The organism is Marinobacter arenosus (assembly GCF_019264345.1).
Lineage (GTDB): Bacteria > Pseudomonadota > Gammaproteobacteria > Pseudomonadales > Oleiphilaceae > Marinobacter > Marinobacter arenosus.
On the sequence record NZ_JAHVAO010000001.1, the window covers coordinates 2,497,309 to 2,516,451 of the forward strand.

The following is a 19,143-nucleotide window of genomic DNA, read 5'->3' on the forward strand; positions in this document are numbered from 1 at the left end:
AGTCCGGTTACCCGTCATGGAAAAGAGGCCCTCGTCCGAGGGCCTCTTGCGTTACCCGAAGTGGAAGAAGGCCAGCTTGTTGCCGTCCGGGTCCTTCACGTAGGCCCCGTAGAACTGGTCGGGGATTCGCTGTCCCGGCTCGCCGTCACAGCTGGCGCCGAGCTCGATGGCCTTGCGGTAGTGGGCATCCACCGCCTCTTTGGAGCCGGGATGTATTGCCACCATGTTGCCGTTGCCCGGGTGATTGGGCTCTTTGTTGTAGGGCTCGCAGACGGCCAGCATGGGTGAGCCCATGCTCTTGCCAATGAAGGCGATGCGGCCCATGTCCAGCAAGACCTTGGCGCCGAGATCGGCGAGCAGTTCCGAGTAGAACGCCTTCGCCTTGTTCATGTCACTGACACCAATGGTGACGTATCCGATCATAGTGCTTGCTCCGATTGGGGGTTGGGGTTTACTTGCTGTCGGCGCCGCTGACCACCACCCGGTTCCGTCCGGCCCGCTTGGCCTGGTACAGGGACTGGTCGCACATGGCCAGCAGATCGCGCACGGACGGAACGTCCGTCGACCAGCTGACCACGCCGGCACTGAGGGTAACACTGAAGGACTGACCTTCGTCGCTGACAAAGGACCGGTTTTCCATGGCGGTCCGGAGGGCTTCCGCCACGTGCCGGGCATCGTCGAGGGTGGTGCTGGGCATCAGCACAATGAACTCTTCGCCCCCGGTCCGGGCCACGATGTCGGCCTTCCGGGTCCGGGACTCGATCAGTTGGGCGAAGGTCTGGAGCACCTTGTCACCCATGGCGTGGCCCCAGGAATCATTGACCGACTTGAAATAATCGATGTCCAGGGAAATGAGCGAAAAGGTGTGGCCGTAACGCTCGGTCTCGGCCGCGAGTTCTTCCAGTTTCCGGAGCATGTACCGGCGGTTGTACAGGCCGGTCAGCTCGTCGGTGATGGACAACTGCTCGAGCTCCAGTTCGAGTCGCTTGCGGTCGTCGATGTCCGTGATCACGCCGTGCCAGGTGATGCTGCCATCAATATCCCGCTCCGGTCGGGACACACCTCGAAGCCAGCGGATCCGTTCGCCGAGCACGATCCGGAAATCGCACACCCACTGGCACAGGGTACGGGCGGAGTCGTCGATGGACGCATGGAGCCGTGGCAGGTCGTCCGGATGGACCGGGTCAAACATCAGGCTGGGGTTGGCCCAGGCTTCTTCGGCGGAAACGCCGTAGAAATCCTCGGTCTTCTGGCTCAGATAGGGGAAGTGAAAACTGCCATCCGGTTCCATCACGAAGGTGTAGATGACGCCCGGCAGGGATTCGGCGAGTTTCTGGAGCTGGTGCTGACTGACTTTCTCATCGGTCACATCCAGGTGGGTGCCCATCAACCACCGGGCACCGGCGTCGTCGCGGTCGGTAAGCAGGGTGCCCCGGGTGTGGATGTAGCGCCACTCGCCGTTCTTGTGCAACATCCGCAGCACGCATTCGTACTGGGGCTCTTCACCATTGAGATACCGGGCCAGGGCCCGATGGGCGGCCTGAACGTCGTCGGCATGACACAGCCCTTCCCAGGTCTGAAAGGACACCGGAGACAACTCGTCGAGGGTGTAACCCAGCATGGAGGCCCAGCGGTCGTTGAAGATGATTTCACCGGTGTCCAGATTGAATTCCCAGGTTCCCGCCCCGGTGCCCTCCAGAATGGCTTTCAGTCGCGTTTCCGCGGATAGCTGCATGGGTTCCTTTACCTCATGGATGCCTGCCTAGCTAGTTAAGCACATGTCGGTGGTCCCAGTGAAACCGATGTGCCCAGGCCAGCGCTTCCGCCAAGGGCAGTGGCGGACTGTATAGGAAACCCTGGCCGTTTTCGCACCCCAGTTCGATCAGTCGCTGCTCGACTTCCACGGTCTCGATTCCCTCCGCCACGGTTCGGCGGTTGAAGCTGCGGGATAGGCCCAGGATCGCCTGGACGATCATGTCGCCGTTAGGGTCGATAATCATGTCTTGCACGAACGAACGGTCGATCTTGATTTCCCGGGCGGGCAGATCTCGGAAATTGGTCAATGACGAATAGCCCGTGCCAAAGTCATCCAGGGAGATGTCCACGCCCAGGTGCCGGCAAAGCCCGAGGTTGGTCAGCGCCGTTTCGGCGTCGTCCAGGGCTGTGGACTCGAGAATCTCAATAATCAGCCGGGATCTTACCTCTGCCGGGCAAGCACCGAGTGTATCGTTGATATCACCGGGAAAGTGGGTGCTCAGGAAGTGGCTGGGGCTGAGGTTGACGCTCACTGTGTACGGTAAACCCTGATCAATAAACGTTTCGAGCACGCGAATGGCCGAGCGTATGACGAACAGGCCAACCAGACGGGCATGTTCGGTGTACTCGATGTGTTCCATAAAACGCCCGGGGCTTAACAGGCCCTCGTCCGGGTGGTTCCAACGTATCAGGGCTTCAAAACCCTCAAGTGTTCGATCCCGGAGGTTTAGCTTCGGCTGGTAATAGAGTTCCAGCTCCTGTTTGTCGAGGGCTCCGCCGATCTGCTCCAGGACCCGGATCCGCTCCTTGCGGGTCAGGTGGCTGTCCAGGTCGAAGACCTTAAAGCCATTTTTCCCGGATTCCTTGGCTGCGTACATGGCCTGGTCCGCGTGCCGGAGCAGCATGTCGGTATCGACATTATCATCGGGGTAGACGGTGACGCCCATACTGGCCGACAGGTGCAGCACAAATTGTTTGTAGCTGATCGGTTGGCGGACCGTTTCCAGCATCCGGGCGTAGACCTTTGGGTGGTCAACATCCCTGAGGATGGCGACAAACTCGTCCCCGCCAAGTCTGGCAACGACGTCGTGTTCACGAATGGCAGTCTGAAGCCGCTCGGCGATGCTCTTCAGGACCGCGTCGCCAACGGCGTGTCCGTGCTTGTCGTTTATTTCCTTGAATCCGTCCAGATCGATAAAGCAGACGGCCACCTTTCCGTTGCGCAGATCGGCCTCGTGCAACTCTTCTTCAAATAGTTGGGTCAGGCGGCGGCGATTGGGTAGACCAGTCAGGGAGTCGTAATTGGCCGCCTGTTCAAGGCGTTTTCGGTGTTCGTGTTTTTCCTGGTACAAGCGCTTTCGCTCGATCAGGTTACCGACGGTTTGCAGGAGAGGGCCGAGTTCATCCGCCAGCTTTTTGCGGTAGCCACCGAGGCGATTGGCGAGGCCGACCATACCAATCTGCTGCTCCCCGGAGAAAATCGGAATCCCGATATAGCTTTCAATGGCCGGATGGCCGGGTGGCAGTCCACCCCGCCGGAGATCTTTGCTCACGTCATCCGAGATGATGACCTCGCCCGTCACCATCGGCTTGCCAAGAAGGTTGTCGAGACGATCGAAGATCAGGCCCCGTCGTTCCACCTGTTGATAAAGTGCCTGGGTCTCTGGACTCCAAGCGATGTTGGTGATGGCGCCGATTTTCAGATAAGGCACGTCGGCATCCGAATACAGTACTTCCCCGATGAAGCCGAACTGGCTTCCGGTCAAGGACAGCAAATCGTTCAGCATCTGTTCGAAGGCGGCCCGGTCATTGTCGCTGGTCAGAAATACATTCTGGGCCCGGTGGATCGCCCGGCTGAGGTGGGAAACCTCGACGTAGTCGCTTTCATCGCTCGCCAGATACGAGCGTTCCAGCTCGTCTTCAATCAAGCTGGCCAGCGTGCGCAGGACATCCAAGTCAATTTCGGTGTACTTGCGTGGTTGGTCGTCGATGATGCAGAGCGTCCCAAGCTTGAAGCCGCTCGGTTCGCGGACCGGCATGCCGGCGTAGAAACGAATGTGGGGCTCGTCCGTCACCAGGGGATTGTTGCGAAACCGGGGGTCCCGAGTGGCATCCTCAACCACAAACAGCTTGTCCTGTCGGATGGCGTGGTCACAGAAGGCGACGGAACGCGGCGTTTCCTGCAGATCCGTGCCCTGGCTCGACTTGAACCACTGTCGTTCGACGTCGAGGATGGTGAATAGGGCTATTTTCACCCCGTAGTACTGGCGCGCGATCCGGGTTAGCCGCTCGAAGCGCTCCTCTGGCGGGGTATCGAGAATGCCGAGTCGTTCGAGGGCGGCCAGTCGTCGTTTTTCAACGCTGCTAGGGGGCATACCGCTGCCTTGGGTGGTGGGCGCTTGGTGCCATGACAAATACCGTGGCAGTGGCTACCTTAGAAAGAACAACGTTAGCATAACACTACTCCGGACCAACCTGCCCGGGTCTTTTTAGTCCACCAGAAGGGAATTGTGGTGTTCGACAACACGGTTCGATGGCTACCAGGGATCGTAATCCTGGCCATGTTGATGATGGGCCTAACCGGCTGTGCCCTACCCGCCCTGTCCGAGCGCACGGAGAGCATGGCACTCCCGATCGAGCAGACCACGGATACCCGGCTGGGGCGAGCCATTGCCCCGGCGCTGGCGGAACACGGCGACAACAGCGGTATTCTGACCCTCTCGGACCCCTACGATGCCTTCGCTGCCCGCGTCTTGCTGGCCGAAGGCGCCGATGTCTCGCTGGATGTGCAGTACTATATCTGGCGCTATGACATCAGTGGCCGGTTGCTGCTCAATGCGCTTTACCGGGCGGCAGAGCGGGGAGTCCGGGTTCGGCTGTTGCTGGACGACAATGGCATCTCAGGTCTGGATGAGCCGCTGGCGGCACTGGACGGTCACCCAAACATCGAGGTGCGGTTGTTCAATCCCTTCCCCACCCGAAGCGCCAAATGGCTCGGCTACCTGAGCGACTTTTCCCGTCTGAATCACCGGATGCACAACAAATCCTTCACGGCGGATAACCAGGCCGCCATCATCGGTGGTCGCAACGTCGCCGATGAGTATTTCGGCGCCGGCTACGGGGCGCTGTTCGCGGACCTGGATATCCTGGCCATCGGGCCCATCGTCGACGAGCTGTCCAGCGATTTCGACCGCTACTGGGCCAGTGCGTCGGCCTACCCGGCGGACCTGCTGTTACCCGAGGTGGGGCTGGAGGAACTCACGGCGTTGATGCGTTCGGCGCAGGCGCTGGAACAGAGTCCGGAGGCGGCGGAATACGTTCAGTCAGTGGCGGATTCCACGTTCATGACCGCGCTGCTGCAAGGCGATCTGCGCTTCGTTTGGGCCCCCGTGAGCATGGTCAGCGATGACCCGGCCAAGGCGCTGGGCGACAGCGATGGTGACGACCTGATGAGCCGCCAGTTGGCCCGGGCCCTGGGGGAACCAACCTCCTCCGTGGATCTGGTGTCACCCTACTTCATACCCGGCAAGGCCGGCGTGGCGCTGTTCCGGGATCTTGAAAGCAAGGGCGTTGAGGTTCGGGTGCTAACCAATTCCCTCGAGGCGAACGACGTGGCGCTGGTTCATGCCGGCTACGCGAAATACCGGAAGCCGCTGCTGGAAGCGGGCGTGGAATTGTTCGAACTGCGCAAGCTGAACGACGGCAAATCCGTGGAGCGGGGGTTGCAGACCGGTTTGTCGGGCAGCTCCTCTTCCAGCCTGCACGCCAAGACCTTTGCCGTGGATGGCGACACCCTGTTCGTCGGTTCCTTCAACTTTGATCCGCGCTCCACGCACCTCAATACCGAACTGGGCTTTATCATCGAGAATCGTGAGCTGGCGGGCATGCTGGAGACCCTGTTTGACGAGCGGCTGGTTTCGGTTGCCTACGAAGTCGTGCTGGACGACGACGGGGATCTGCAGTGGATCGAGCGCAACGGCGATGAGGTCGTCCGCCACAGTCATGATCCGGAGGCCGGCGCGTTCAAACGGGGGATGGTGTTTGTGTTTTCTCTGTTGCCTATCGAAGGGCTTTTGTAGGGAAACGCGGGAGAAAAAAGCGGGAAAGTGGTCGGCGTGGCAGGATTCGAACCTGCGACCCCTTCGTCCCGAACGAAGTGCGCTACCAAGCTGCGCCACACGCCGATCAACGGCCGGTATTATACGGATTCACTCTGGTTTTACCAGCCCTCGGCCGACAAAAGCGCATCCGTAAAAGCGCTGAGATTGTCGTAGATCGTGACCTGTGCTCCGGGTATGGGTCGGGCGTCCAGGTGCCGCTCTGTCTCCCTTCCGTTGCCGGTTCGTACCAGCACCGGTTGGCAGCCCCCGGCGAAACCGGCCTCCAGATCCTTGCGGCTGTCGCCGACCATGACGGCACCCTCCAGCGACGTCAGGTGGAAATGGGCACGGATCTGCTCCAGGAGGCCGGTCAGAGGCTTGCGACACCCGCAGTGATCATCCGGGTGATGGGGGCAGTAGGCGATGAAATCGATGCAGCCACCCGCCGCCTCGACCAGTTGCTCAAGCTTCTCGTGCATGCCATCCAGCTCGTCGGTGTCGTAGTAGCCTCGGGCGATGCCGGATTGGTTGGTGGCAATGGCGACCCGGTGGCCGGCGTTGCAAAGCCGGGCCACCGCGTTAATGCTGCCGGGAATGGGATGCCATTCATCTGCAGAACAGATGTAGTTGCCATCGTACTCGTTGATGACCCCGTCCCGGTCGAGGATGATCAGCATCGTTTCCCGTTCGCCCCTGCCTCTTTAACGCACTGTCAGCCGGCGGTCGGCAGCAGCGAAATGTCGGCGACCCGGAGGAACAGGTTGCGCAGCCGGTTCAGCAGAGCCAGACGGTTGTTGCGGATGGCCTCGTCCTCGGCCATCACCATGACCTCGTCGAAGAAGTTATCCACCGGCTCCCGCAAGCTGGCCAGCGAACGCAGAGCGCTGGCATAGTCGCCCTGCTCGAACAGTGGCAGCACTTTCTCGGCCTGTCGGTCGACCCGGTCTGCCAGCGTCTGCTCGGCGGGGTCCTGCAGCAAAGCGCTATCCACGGCTTCACCGATCTGCTCGCCGCCCTGTTTGGTCAGGATGTTGGACACCCGCTTGTTGGCGCCGGCCAGGGCCTGGGCCTCGGGCAGCTGACGGAAGGCCTCGACCGCCTTGACGCGCTGGTCAAAGTCGAGCGGACGGGTCGGACGGCGGGCGTGCACGGCCAGGTAGACTTCGGCCCCGATACCCTGCTCATCGTAGTGGGCCCGGAACCGCTCCAGCATGTAATCGACCACCGTCGACGCGGTGTTCTTCTCGGTCAGTACCGCAAAGTTCTCCTCGGCCCACTGGCAGCACGTCTGCAGGTCCAGCGGCAGTTCCCGCTCGATGATGATGCGCAGCACGCCCAGGGACGCGCGACGCAGTGCAAACGGGTCCCGGGTACCGGACGGCGGCTGGTTGATACCGAACAGGCCGACCAGCGAGTCCAGGCGATCGGCAATGGCGATGGCGCAGCCGGTCAGGGTGGTCGGCAGATCGTCGCCGGCGAACCGAGGCATGTACTGTTCGTTCAGGGCCTTGGCAACGTCTTCGGCTTCGCCGTCGTTGGCCGCGTAGTACTGGCCCATGATGCCCTGCAGGTCGGTGAACTCCAGCACCATCTCGGTGACCAGATCGGTCTTGGCCAGCATGGCGGCGCGCTCGGCCAGGGCCGGATCGCTGCCGATGGCGTCCGCAATCTTCTTCGCGAGGGCAGCCACCCGGACCGACTTGTCGTAGATGCTGCCCAGCTTTTCCTGGAACACGATCGGTTTGAGCAGGTCGATACGGTCTTCCAGCCGGGTCTTGCGATCGGTTTCGTAGAAAAACGCGGCGTCGGACAGGCGCGGACGAATCACCTTTTCGTTACCGGAGATAACCTGGGACGGGTCCTTGCTATCGATGTTTGCCACGGTGATGAACAGCGGCAGCATTTCGCCGTCGGCGGCGACCACGTGGAAGTACTTCTGATGCTCCTTCATGGAGGAGATCAGCGCTTCTGCAGGTACCTCCAGGAAGCGTTCCTCGAAACGGCCCATCAGTGGCACGGGCCATTCGTTCAGGGCGGTGACTTCGTCGAGCAGGTCGTCATCAATGACCGCCTTGCCGCCGGCTTCGCGCTCGGCCAGCTCGGCCACACCGGCCCGGATCAGTTCGCGGCGCTCGGCGAAATCGGCAATGACATAGCCTTCCTGCTTGAGCACGACCTCGTAATCGCTGGGTGTCGGCACGATCAGGGCTTTCGGGCAGTGGAAGCGATGGCCGCGGGTCTTGTTGCCGGGTGCCAGGCCCATGATCGGCGCATCAATGACCTTGTTGCCGAACAGCAGGACGACCCAGTGCACCGGGCGGACAAACTCGGTCCGGTGTGCGCCCCAGCGCATGCGCTTGGGGATGGGCAGCGCCGCCAGGGACTGTTCGACCAGTTCCGGCATCAGTTCGACGGTGGGCTTGCCCTGTTCGACGGTGCGGTAGACCACCCACGCACCCTTGTCGGTTTCCAGGGTGTCGAGCTGGTCCGGAGTGACGCCGAGGGAGGTGGCAAAGCCGGTCAGTGCGCGGGTCGGGTTGCCGGCGTCATCGAAGGCGGCTTTCACCGCCGGGCCGCGTTTCTCGACGGGCTTGTCCGGTTGGGCATCGGACAGATCCCGAACCCGGACCGCCAGACGACGAGGGGCGGCAAAGGCTTCGACCTTGCCGAACTCGATGCCGGCGTCTTCCAGGCCCCGGGCAATGCCCTGGGTGAACGCATCAGACAGTGGCTTGAGTGCTTTCGGGGGCAGTTCTTCGGTGCCCAGTTCGACCAGAAAATCCTGTGTTGCCATGGTTACGCGTTCCCCTGTTCCTGCTGTACCTTCTTCGATTTCTTGCCTTTCTTGCCGTTGGTCTTGTCATCGGCGGCATCTGCCGCGGCCAGCACTTCCTCGCGCAAGGCCTCGGGCGCCAGCGGGAAGCGGAGTTTTCGGCGGCTGTCGAAGTAGGCTTGGGCCACGGCCCGCGCCAGGGTACGTACCCGCAGGATGAAACGCTGGCGCTCGGTCACCGAGATGGCGTGCCGGGCATCCAGCAGATTGAAGGTGTGGGACGCCTTGAGCACCTGCTCGTAGGCCGGCAGGGCGAGGCCGGCGTCAATCAGGCGGGCGCTCTCGCGCTCGTGGACGTCAAAGCTGTGGAACAGGAAGTCGGTGTCCGCATGCTCAAAGTTGTAGGTGGACATCTCGACTTCCTGCTGATGGAAAACGTCGCCGTACGTGACCACGCCGTCCGGACCCTCGGTCCAGACCAGGTCGTAGACGCTGTCCACGCCCTGCAGGTACATGGCGATGCGCTCAAGACCGTAGGTGAGCTCACCGGTCACCGGGTAGCATTCAAGGCCGCCAACCTGCTGGAAGTAGGTAAACTGGGTCACCTCCATGCCGTTGAGCCAGATTTCCCAGCCCAGGCCCCAGGCGCCCAGGGTTGGAGATTCCCAGTTGTCTTCGACGAACCGGATGTCGTGGACCAGCGGGTCCAGCCCCAGCGCCTTCAGCGAGTCGAGGTAGAGTTCCTGGATATTGTCCGGCGACGGTTTCAGCACCACCTGGAACTGGTAGTAATGCTGGAGGCGGTTCGGGTTTTCCCCGTAGCGGCCGTCAGTGGGGCGGCGACTGGGCTGAACGTACGCGGCATTCCAGGTTTCCGGCCCGATGGCCCGCAGGAAAGTCGCCGGGTGAAACGTACCGGCACCCACTTCCATGTCCAGTGGCTGGAGTACCACGCAGCCGTGCTGCGCCCAGAAATTCTGCAGAGCCATGATCAGGCCCTGAAAGGTCCTGATGTCCGGAGCGGTGTTTTTCGTTGCCTTGTCTGTCACGACGTTTGCCTACTGATCGGTCTGAGTGTGGCGCCCCGATTCCGCCGGGGCACTCTGAAAAAAGGCGCATTATACGCTTGCCAAAGCGGTATTTCTAAGAGGAGTTCACTGCGTTGATTTTGAACTAGAAGAACGTCAGCCCCACCTGGAACAGTTTTTCCACATCCCGGATCCGGGATTTGTCCACCAGGAACAGGATCACGTGGTCATCGGGCTGAACCCGGAGGTGATCGTGGGCGATGAGGACTTCGTTGTGCCGCACGATGGCACCGATGGTGGTCCCCTCCGGCAGGTTGATTTCATCCAGTCGCTTGCCGACCACCTTGGAAGAGCGGTGGTCGCCGTGGGCGATGGCTTCAATGGCCTCCGCAGCGCCCCGGCGCAGGGAGTGAACGTTCACCACGTCGCCCCGGCGCACGTGGGTCAGCAGGCTGCCGATGGTGGTTTGCTGGGGCGAGATGGCCACGTCGATGTCGCCACCCTGGATCAGGTCCACGTAATCCGGATTGTTGATCAGCGTGAGCACCTTGCGCGCGCCAAGCCGCTTGGCCAGCAGTGAGGCCATGATGTTGGCCTCGTCGTCGTTGGTGACGGCGCAGAACACGTCGGTGTTCTCGATGTTCTCTTCCAGCAGGATGTCCTTGTTGGCGGCGTTGCCCTCCAGCACCACCGTCTTGCGCAGGTTTTCCGACAGCATCACGCAGCGCTCGTGGTTCCGCTCAAGGAGCTTGACCTGGTACCGGTTCTCCAGCGTGTGCGCCAGGCGCTGGCCGATGTTGCCGCCGCCACAGATGAAAATGCGCTTGTAGTTCTTGACCAGAGGCTGCAACTCGCTCATGACCGACCGGATGTGGTCGGACGCGGCGATGAAGAACACTTCGTCGCCATCCTCGATCACCGTGTCGCCCTGGGGCATGATCGCCCGGTCCTTCCGGAAGATGGCTGCCACCCGGGTGTCGATGCGGGGCATGTGGGTGCGCAGGTACGACAACTCATGGCCGACCAGCGGTCCACCCTTCATGGCCCGGATTGCCACGAGCCGGGTCAGGCCCTTGGAGAATTCGAGCACCTGCAGCGCGCCGGGGTTTTCGATCAGGCGGGTGATGTGCTTGGTCACCAGATGTTCCGGGCTGATGAGGACGTCAATGGGGAAGCCACGCAGGCTGTCGAGGTCTTTCTTCTGGTCCCTCTGGTAGAACAGGTCCGATTTTGCCAGGTAGGCGTTGGCCCGAACCCGGCAGATGGTGGTCGGGGTCTTGTACAGAAGCTTGGCGACCTGGCACGCCACCATGTTGGTTTCGTCGCTGCTGGTGACGGCAATCAGCATGTCGGCGTCTTCCGCTCCGGCCTGCCGGAGCGAGGTCGGATACGACGCCTCGCCCTGGACCGTCCGGATGTCGAGCCGGTCCTGCAACTCGCGTAGCCGGGCACCGTCACTGTCGATGATGGTGATATCGTTGGCTTCGTTCGCCAGGTTTTCGGCCAGTGTGCCACCCACCTGGCCGGCACCGAGAATCAGGATCTTCATGCTTCGGGTTTCTCCAGTACGGCGTAGAAGAAGCCGTCATGGCTGTTCGGATCGGGAAGCAGTTGCCGCCCCGCGCCCATGTCCCGTCCCCATGAAACCTCCGGTTCCACGAGCACGGTCGTGTCCTGCTGTTTACGGAATCGCTGGATTATACGGTGGTTTTCCTGGGGGAACACTGAACAGGTCGCATACACCAGTCGCCCGCCGGGTTTGAGAATAGACCACATGGCCTCCAGCAGGCCAAGTTGAATGCCGGCCAGGGGCACGATGTCCGTTTCCCGCCGCAGCAGCTTGATGTCCGGGTGTCGCCGGATGACACCACTGGCACTGCAGGGTACGTCCAGCAGAATCCGGTCGAAGGCGTTGCCATCCCACCACTGTTCGGTGTTCGCCGCGTCGGCCTGGATCAGGGTGGCTGTCAGGTCCAGCCGGTCGAGGTTCTCCTGCACCCGTGGCAGGCGCGCGGCGGATTCGTCGATCGCCACCACTTCGGCCAGATCGCCGCAGGCTTCCAGAATGGCGCAGGTCTTGCCGCCGGGCGCGGCGCAGGCATCCAGTACCCGCTGGCCGGGACCCAGATCCAGCAGTGTCGTACACAGTTGGGCGGCCTCGTCCTGGACGCTGACGGCGCCATCGGCAAACCACGGCAGGTGCTCCACGGGCACCGGCCGGTCAAGCTGGATACCGAAGGGTGCAAACCGGGTGGGTGCCGCTTCGATGCTCGCCTCGGCCAGCAGGGCCAGGTAATCGTCCCGGCTGAAACGGAGCGCGTTCACCCGCAGCGTCATCGGCGCCTGGGCGTTATTGGCGTCGAGAATTCCTGACCAGTCGTCGGGCCAGTTGTGGCGGAGCTTTTCCACCATCCAGGCCGGGTGGCTGAACCGGTCCGCATCGTTCGCCGGTTCCGGCGCGCCTTCCCGTTCGGCAGCGCGCAGCACGCCATTCACCAGTCCGGTGAGGTGTGGTTTGTCCAGTGCCCGGCAGGCCTCCACGGTCTCATTGAGAATGGCGTAGTTGGCTTGCTCGCTGAACCGGAGCTGAAACAGCGCGACCAGCATCAGGTGGTGAACGATGCGATCGGGCGTGCGCAGTGGTTTTTTCAGTCGGCCCCGCAGCTCGCCGTCAAGGCGGTGGAACCAGCGGCAGGTGCCGTAGCACAGCGCCTGCAGGACCGGGCGTTCGTTGATGGCAAGTCGGGACAGTGCCGGCGGCAGGCACTGGGACAGCGACTGGCCGTTTTCCACTGCCAGCAATACGCCGGCGGCGACGGCCCGCATTGGCTGACCGGAGCCTCCCATCTCAGTGCAACTCCTGGCCGGGCAGCAGAAGCTGTTTGCCGCCGTTGATCAGGTCGCTGGCGCTCTGGGCCCGGGATCCCGACAGTTGCAGGCGGGTGATGCGCAGGGTGCCGGTGCCGCAGGCCACATCAATGCCCTCCCGTTCCCGCCGCAGGACGGTACCCGCAGGCTTCTGGCTGGCCTCGGGGAGGACCGAGGCCGCATGGACCCGGATGCGCTGTTGGTCGAGGTCGGTGTAGGTGCCAGGCCAGGGATTGAACGCCCGAACCAGGCGCTCGATGGTCGCGGCGTCGCCGGACCAGTCGATGTGGCCCTCGTGCTTGCTCAGCTTGTGGGCATAACAGGCGGCATCGTCGTTCTGGGCCTCGCCGGTCAGCTCCCCTTTTTCCAGCAGCCGCAGGGCTTCGACAATGGCATCGCCCCCCAGCGCAGCCAGCCGGTCATGAAGGCTGCCGCCGGTATCACCGGCTTCGATGGCGGTCATGGATTTGAGCAGCATGGCGCCGGTGTCGAGCCCCTCGTCCATCTGCATGATGGTGATGCCGGTTTCGGCATCGCCGGCGGCAATGGCGCGGTGGATCGGCGCTGCGCCGCGCCAGCGGGGCAGCAGGGAGGCGTGGATGTTCAGGCAGCCGTGCACCGGAATGTCGAGCACGGCTTTGGGCAGGATCAGGCCGTAGGCGGCGACGATCATCACGTCCGGTTTCAGGTCCGCCAGCTCCTGCTGGGCCGCGTCCGATTTCAGGCTTTCCGGTTGAAACACCGGGATACCGGCGTCGAGGGCCACCTGCTTGACCGGGCTTGGGGTCAGCTTGCGCCCGCGGCCGGCGGGTCGGTCCGGCTGGGAGTAGACGCCGACCACGGTATGGTGGGTGTTCAGCAGGGCTGTCAGAGCGGTGGCTGCAAAGTCGGGGGTGCCAGCAAAAACAAGTCGCACGGGGCTGAAGTCTCTGTTCCGTTGAATACGAAAAGACCGGGTCGCGACCCGGTCCGAAGTCTGTTTACCTGTCCTGGCGGCGTTCCACGCTTGCCCGGTCAGGCGCTCTTCTTGTGCAGCTTTTCCAGCTTCTTGCGAATCCGGTTACGCTTCAGGGCGCTGAGATAATCGACAAACAGCTTGCCGTTCAGGTGATCCATCTCGTGCTGGATACACACTGCAAGCAGTCCGCGGGCTTCGAGCTCGTAGGGCTGGCCGTCGCGGTCAATGGCCCGGATCATGCAGTGTTCGATGCGGCTGACGTCTTCGTAGAAGCCCGGTACCGACAGGCAGCCTTCCTGCATGTCCTCCAGCTCGCCATCAAGCACCTCGACCTCGGGGTTGATGAACACCCTCGGCTCGCTCTTGTCCTCCGACAGATCCATCACGATGATCTGCTTGTGAACATTCACCTGGGTGGCGGCCAGACCAATGCCGGGCGCATCGTACATGGTCTCGAACATGTCGTCGATGAGCTTGCGGATGTCGTCCGTTACCTCGTCCACCGGCTTGGCGATGGTGCGCAGACGGGGATCCGGGTATTCGAGAATATCTAGTATCATGACGCTCGTTTATTGACCTGTATATCTGAGTGCAGTGTTAACGTTTGTATCCCGTGTAAATTTCTGCAAGCGAGTGAAACTGATCGCCAAAATGCGACAGCGTACTGCGCAAAAAATCACCCTTTACCTAAGATGATCGGGACGGAACCGCAGGATTCAACGGCTGCCGGCAGCGTTAACGCGATTTCTCTATTATCCAACAATTCGTCGATTGAGTACAAACTGATCAGTTAATAGTTAAAATCTTTCGCCGGAAGGATAGAATTTACTGGAAGAACAAAAGATAACATCACAAATTCCGGGACTTCTTCTATAGTATCAGGAATAACAACGTAATAAGCTGCGGATAACTGGCTGCATCCAAAAAGAATGCAAAGACTCAAGGCACGCGATCAAGGACTTACACAATGAGGAAACTGCTGTACGCTCTGGCAGCATTTACGCTGCTGTTCACCTCCTGGGCCCAGGCTGCACCGGAGCTGCGGTCGGATCATCCCGAGCGTTACACTGTCGTAAAGGGTGACACCCTCTGGGATATTTCGGGGCGTTTTCTGAATAACCCGTGGTACTGGCCTGAAATCTGGCACGTAAACCCCCAGGTTGCGAATCCTCATCTGATCTACCCCGGTGATCGCCTGGCCCTGGTGTACATCGGCGGGGAGCCCCGCGTGACCAAGGTGGCTTCCAGCGATGTCGTCAAGCTGTCGCCCAAGGTTCGCTCCGAGCCCATCGATACGCCGATTCCCGCCATTCCGCTGGACGCCATCAGCAGCTTCCTGACCGACACCCGCATCGTGACACCGGAAGAACTGAACGGCGCGCCCTACGTGCTGGAAGGTGAAGACGGCCGGATCATCACCGGTGCCGGCGATCGCATTTATGCCCGTGGTGAGAAACCGGCGGACAAGGTGGGCATCTTCCGCCGCACCAAGGAATTCGTGGATCCGGAAACCGGTGAGTTTCTCGGTCTGGAGGCCCGCAGCATCGGCGCCGGCAACGTCACCGCGGAAAACGGCGATGTGCTGACTCTGCGCCTGACCAAGTCCAACCAGGAAATCCGTATCGGTGACCGTCTGCTCACCAACGTCAACCGTCCGATTGCCACCAGCTTCGTGCCCAGTGCCCCCGACCAGGACGTGGAAGGCGTGATGATCGCCGTCGATGGCGGTGTCAGCCAGATCGGTCAGTTTGATGTGGTCACCATTAACCGCGGCGAGCGCGATGGCCTGGAGCCAGGTAACGTCATGGCGGTGCTCAAGAGCGGCAACATGGTTCGCGATCCGGTTACCGGGGAAACCATCGAACTGCCGTCCGAGCGTGCCGGCCTGATGATGGTCTTCAAGGCCTACGAAAAGATGAGCTACGGCCTGGTACTGCAGGCCACCCGCCCCCTCTCTGTGGGCGACAAGGTGACCAACCCCTGATGCCCTAGCATCCCGGGTTTGAATGATGGCCGGGCCAGGAAGGTCCGGCTTTTTTCGTTTTCAAGGATGACACTGTGACTGAGTTGCCTTCTCCCGTGGCCCGGAATCCGGGCACCGTTGCCGACCATACCGACCGTTGGCTGGCCCTGGCCAACCTGCCCGGTCTGGGCCTGCGCCGCAGGCGCAAGCTGGCGTCCGCCTACCCCCTGTTGACTGACCTGCTGAGCCTGAACCCGGCCACGCTCAGGGCCTGTGGCCTTCCGGCGGAAACCGGGGCGGCCATCCGGGCGTGGCAACAGGGTGATGCCGACCACCCGCTGGTGGCCAGGGTGCAGCAGATCCGGCACGACTGCGAGCGCTTGGCCATCTCCATCGTTACCTGCCAGGACCCTGATTATCCCGAGGCCCTCGGCCACATCCACGACGCGCCGCTGGTGCTCTATGCCCGGGGCGACCTCTCCCTGCTGGCCCGGAACCAGATCGGCATCGTCGGCAGTCGCCACGCCAGCGTCGCCGGCCTGGATCATGCCCGCACCTTCGCCGCAGAACTCAGCGCCCGACACCTGCTGGTGACCAGTGGCCTGGCGCTTGGTGTCGACGGCGCCGCCCACGCCGGCGCCCTGGACCAGGGCTTCGCCACCCTGGCGGTGATTGGCAGTGGCCTCGACCGGATCTACCCGAGCCAGCACCGACGGCTCGGGCAGCGCGTGATCGAGCACGGGCTGATGGTGTCGGAATACCCGCCGGGCACGCCGGCCCGGGCCGCACATTTCCCCCAGCGCAACCGCATCATCAGTGGCCTCAGCCGGGGTGTGCTGGTGGTGGAAGCCGGGCTGAAAAGCGGTTCGCTGATCACCGCCCGGCTGGCGCTGGAGCAGGGTCGGGAGGTCTTTGCCATTCCCGGCTCGGTGCACAGCCCGGTGGCCCGCGGCTGTCACCACCTGATCAAGCAGGGCGCGCGCCTGGTGGAAACCGTGGACGATGTCCTCGAGGAACTCGGCACCTGGTGGTCCTTCTCCGGGGCTGACAATCCGGCTGTCCCGCCCGACGCAGAGCGGGCTGGCCGCCGTCCGGAGCTGGCCGGTCTGGCGCAGCGGGAAATCGCGGTGTTTGAGGCTTTAGGGTATGATCCGCAGTCAACAGATGCACTGAGTTCAGTAACCGGTCTGCCGGCGGACCAGCTCATGCAGTCCCTGCTGCTTCTGGAATTGCAGGGTCTGGTGGGTTCGGCGCCGGGTGGTTTCCAGCGGATCGCCTGAGCCCGGTGCGAGCGTTCATCCGACAGCGACCCTGGATATCGACATGACAGCGCCCTCCCCCCTCAGCGACTGGCAGCTTCACTGTGCGCGCCGAACCCTTCTTGGCGGTGGCGTTATCGCCTACCCGACCGAAGCGGTCTGGGGCCTTGGCTGCGATCCCTGGGACATCCAGGCGGTCGAGCGTATTCTGGAACTGAAACACCGGCCCATGGACAAGGGCATGATCCTGGTCGCCAGCTCCCTCGATCAGGTCCGCTTCCTGCTCGACCCCCTGCCAGCGGAGTTGCAGCGGGAGGCCGAGCGGCATTGGCCAGGACCAGTCACCTGCCTGTTGCCCGACGTGGACCAGCAGATTCCGGAGTGGGTGCGGGGGCGTCACAGTGCCATCGCCGTTCGGGTCAGCAGTCATCCCGTGGTTCGCGCCCTGTGCGACGTCGCCGGCATGCCCCTGGTCTCGACCTCCTGCAATCCGGCCGGCCGTCAACCCGCGCGGTATTCCTGGCAGGTCCGCCGTTACTTCGGCGAGCAACTCGACTGGTTGGTGCCGGGGGCGCTGGGCGGACGTCGCAACCCGAGCCGCATTATTGATATCGTCAGTGGTCAGCAGCTTCGTTAGGAGAGTTCATGTCTCAGCAACCCGACATCCAGGCCGTGAAAGCCTACCTTCTGGACCTTCAGGACCGGATATGCAGCCGTCTCGAAGCCCTGGAAGATGGAGCCGTTTTCGCGCGCGACGCCTGGGACCGGCCCGAGGGCGGCGGCGGTGTCAGCCGGGTCATCGCCGATGGCGCTGTCTTTGAAAAGGGCGGCGTGAATTTCTCCCACGTCATGGGCGAGACCATGCCCGCATCGGCTACCGCCCATCGGCCGCACCTGGCGGGTGCACCCTGGCAGGCCATGGGCGTGTCGCTGGTGATGCATCCCAACAATCCTTACGTGCCCACCTCCCACGCCAACGTCCGTTTCTTCATCGCCACCCCCAAAAACGCCGAGCCGGTGTACTGGTTTGGCGGAGGGTACGACCTGACGCCCTACTATGGCTTCGAGGAAGACTGTGTGCACTGGCACCGAACCGCCAAGGCGGCCTGCGAGCCGTTTGGCGACGGTCTCTACGACCACTTCAAGCACTGGTGTGACGATTACTTCTATCTGAAACACCGGGACGAACCCCGTGGCATCGGTGGCCTGTTTTTCGACGATCACAACACCGGCGATTTCGACCAGGACTTCGGCCTGATGCAATCGGTGGGCAACAGCTATATTGATGCGTACGAGCCGATCGTTCAGCGGCGGTTGGCGCACCCGTTTGGCGAGCGCGAGCGGGACTTCCAGCTCTATCGCCGTGGCCGTTACGTGGAATTCAACCTGGTGTACGATCGGGGTACCCTGTTCGGGCTGCAATCCGGCGGTCGTACCGAGTCCATCCTGATGTCGCTGCCGCCGCTGGTGCGCTGGGATTACAGCCGGGTCCCGGAGCCCGGTACCGAGGAAGCGCGCCTGACCGACTTCTTTCTGACCGCACGGAACTGGCTGGAGACACCGAATGCACAATGACCTTTACGCCGTCGTGGGTCACCCCATCAGCCACAGCAAATCGCCACGAATCCACAGCCTGTTCGCCAGCCAGACTGGCGAGGCCCTGGAGTACACGGCCATTCAGGCGCCGCTGGAGGATTTTGCCGGTTCCGTTCGCGGCTTCTTCGCCCGGGGCGGCATGGGGCTGAACGTCACCGTCCCGTTCAAGGAGCAGGCCTGGCAGCTCGCGGATTGCCGAACGGAACGGGCGGAGAAAGCCGGGGCGTCCAATACCCTGTACCTGGATGCGCATGGCAAACTGACGGCGGACAACACCGATGGCCATGGCCTGGTGCAGGATCTGACCTGCAACCACGGCGTCACCCTGGCGAATACCCGCATCCTTGTGCTGGGTGCCGGGGGCGCCGTGCGGGGTGTCATCGGCCCCCTGTTGGCCCAGCGCCCCGCCGCCCTGACCATCGCCAACCGCACGATTGCCCGGGCGGAGGCGCTGGTGCAACTGTTCGCGCCGGATGCCGGAACCACCGAGCTGAGCGCCTGTGGTTTCGAGCAGGTCGACAAGCCCTTCGATCTCATCATCAACGGCACCAGTGCCAGCCTGCAGGGCGATCTGCCTCCGCTGTCGGCAAATGTGATCGGCACCGACACCGTGGTGTACGACATGATGTACTCTCTACAGACCACGACCTTCAATCAGTGGGCGCTGGACCAGGGTGCCCGCCATGTGTTCGACGGTCTGGGCATGCTGGTGGAGCAGGCCGCGGAATCCTTCCGGGTGTGGCGAGGGGTCCGTCCCGACACCGCGCCGGTGATTGAAGAATTGCGTAACGACTGAGCGGGCGGCCGGGGTTTGGGCGATGCTCAGGGTCAACTTAACTAAGG

16 protein-coding genes and 1 tRNA gene are annotated in these 19,143 nt (G+C 62.3%); 6 read left to right on the forward strand and 11 right to left on the reverse strand.

Annotation, left to right across the window (positions count from 1 at the left end; translation table 11 throughout):
* Positions 1-51: 51 nt before the first annotated feature.
* Genes KXD86_RS11420 through KXD86_RS11430 form a run of 3 tightly spaced genes read right to left on the reverse strand, consistent with a single transcriptional unit; the run spans position 52 to position 4,130 of the window.
* Positions 52-423, reverse strand: a complete 372-nt coding sequence (locus KXD86_RS11420) for a VOC family protein (RefSeq protein ID WP_218636142.1) — start codon at positions 421-423, stop codon at positions 52-54.
* Positions 424-451: 28 nt separating this feature from the next.
* On the reverse strand, positions 452-1,735 hold the full coding sequence (locus tag KXD86_RS11425; RefSeq protein WP_218636143.1) for a sensor domain-containing diguanylate cyclase: 1,284 nt from the start codon (positions 1,733-1,735) through the stop codon (positions 452-454).
* A 31-nt stretch (positions 1,736-1,766) separates the two neighbouring features.
* Positions 1,767-4,130, reverse strand: a complete 2,364-nt coding sequence (locus tag KXD86_RS11430; RefSeq protein WP_218636144.1) for a sensor domain-containing phosphodiesterase — start codon at positions 4,128-4,130, stop codon at positions 1,767-1,769.
* A gap of 186 nt (positions 4,131-4,316) precedes the next feature.
* Here KXD86_RS11430 and KXD86_RS11435 point away from each other — a divergent pair, with 186 nt between their 5' ends.
* Positions 4,317-5,834: a phospholipase D family protein gene (locus KXD86_RS11435; RefSeq protein ID WP_218636808.1), complete on the forward strand. Its 1,518-nt coding sequence runs from the start codon at positions 4,317-4,319 to the stop codon at positions 5,832-5,834.
* A 28-nt stretch (positions 5,835-5,862) separates the two neighbouring features.
* Here KXD86_RS11435 and KXD86_RS11440 read toward each other — a convergent pair.
* The 8 genes from KXD86_RS11440 to def all read right to left on the reverse strand — a co-directional run bounded on the left by KXD86_RS11440 (position 5,863) and on the right by def (position 14,042).
* A tRNA-Pro gene (locus tag KXD86_RS11440) sits at positions 5,863-5,939 on the reverse strand.
* Between the two features lie 35 nt (positions 5,940-5,974).
* Positions 5,975-6,532, reverse strand: a complete 558-nt coding sequence (gmhB, locus tag KXD86_RS11445; protein ID WP_218636145.1) for a D-glycero-beta-D-manno-heptose 1,7-bisphosphate 7-phosphatase — start codon at positions 6,530-6,532, stop codon at positions 5,975-5,977.
* 35 nt (positions 6,533-6,567) lie between these two features.
* A complete protein-coding gene (gene glyS / locus KXD86_RS11450) occupies positions 6,568-8,649 on the reverse strand; it encodes a glycine--tRNA ligase subunit beta (RefSeq protein WP_218636146.1) in 2,082 nt (693 codons plus the stop codon).
* 2 nt (positions 8,650-8,651) lie between these two features.
* The gene (gene glyQ / locus KXD86_RS11455) at positions 8,652-9,677 is read right to left on the reverse strand and encodes a glycine--tRNA ligase subunit alpha (RefSeq protein ID WP_218636147.1); all 1,026 of its coding nucleotides are present in this window, start codon (positions 9,675-9,677) and stop codon (positions 8,652-8,654) included.
* Between the two features lie 124 nt (positions 9,678-9,801).
* Entirely contained in the window at positions 9,802-11,205 is a 1,404-nt protein-coding gene (gene trkA, locus KXD86_RS11460) for a Trk system potassium transporter TrkA (protein ID WP_218636148.1), read from the reverse strand.
* Positions 11,202-12,503, reverse strand: a complete 1,302-nt coding sequence (gene rsmB, locus KXD86_RS11465; RefSeq protein WP_218636149.1) for a 16S rRNA (cytosine(967)-C(5))-methyltransferase RsmB — start codon at positions 12,501-12,503, stop codon at positions 11,202-11,204. Before rsmB ends, trkA begins: the two co-directional genes overlap by 4 nt.
* 1 nt (position 12,504) lies before the next feature.
* The gene (gene fmt, locus KXD86_RS11470; protein WP_218636150.1) at positions 12,505-13,440 is read right to left on the reverse strand and encodes a methionyl-tRNA formyltransferase; all 936 of its coding nucleotides are present in this window, start codon (positions 13,438-13,440) and stop codon (positions 12,505-12,507) included.
* Between the two features lie 98 nt (positions 13,441-13,538).
* On the reverse strand, positions 13,539-14,042 hold the full coding sequence (gene def, locus KXD86_RS11475) for a peptide deformylase (RefSeq protein WP_218636151.1): 504 nt from the start codon (positions 14,040-14,042) through the stop codon (positions 13,539-13,541).
* A gap of 407 nt (positions 14,043-14,449) precedes the next feature.
* Between def and KXD86_RS11480 the strand changes: the two genes are divergently transcribed.
* From KXD86_RS11480 to aroE, 5 genes are all read left to right on the forward strand, one after another.
* Positions 14,450-15,466, forward strand: coding sequence for a LysM peptidoglycan-binding domain-containing protein (locus KXD86_RS11480; protein ID WP_218636152.1), 1,017 nt, complete (start codon positions 14,450-14,452; stop codon positions 15,464-15,466).
* An 83-nt stretch (positions 15,467-15,549) separates the two neighbouring features.
* On the forward strand, positions 15,550-16,725 hold the full coding sequence (gene dprA / locus KXD86_RS11485) for a DNA-processing protein DprA (protein WP_218636809.1): 1,176 nt from the start codon (positions 15,550-15,552) through the stop codon (positions 16,723-16,725).
* A 43-nt stretch (positions 16,726-16,768) separates the two neighbouring features.
* A complete protein-coding gene (gene tsaC / locus KXD86_RS11490; RefSeq protein ID WP_218636153.1) occupies positions 16,769-17,341 on the forward strand; it encodes an L-threonylcarbamoyladenylate synthase type 1 TsaC in 573 nt (190 codons plus the stop codon).
* A gap of 8 nt (positions 17,342-17,349) precedes the next feature.
* Positions 17,350-18,279, forward strand: coding sequence for an oxygen-dependent coproporphyrinogen oxidase (gene hemF, locus KXD86_RS11495; protein WP_218636154.1), 930 nt, complete (start codon positions 17,350-17,352; stop codon positions 18,277-18,279).
* A complete protein-coding gene (aroE, locus tag KXD86_RS11500; RefSeq protein WP_218636155.1) occupies positions 18,269-19,096 on the forward strand; it encodes a shikimate dehydrogenase in 828 nt (275 codons plus the stop codon). The genes hemF and aroE overlap by 11 nt, the downstream gene beginning before the upstream one ends.
* Positions 19,097-19,143: the final 47 nt, after the last annotated feature.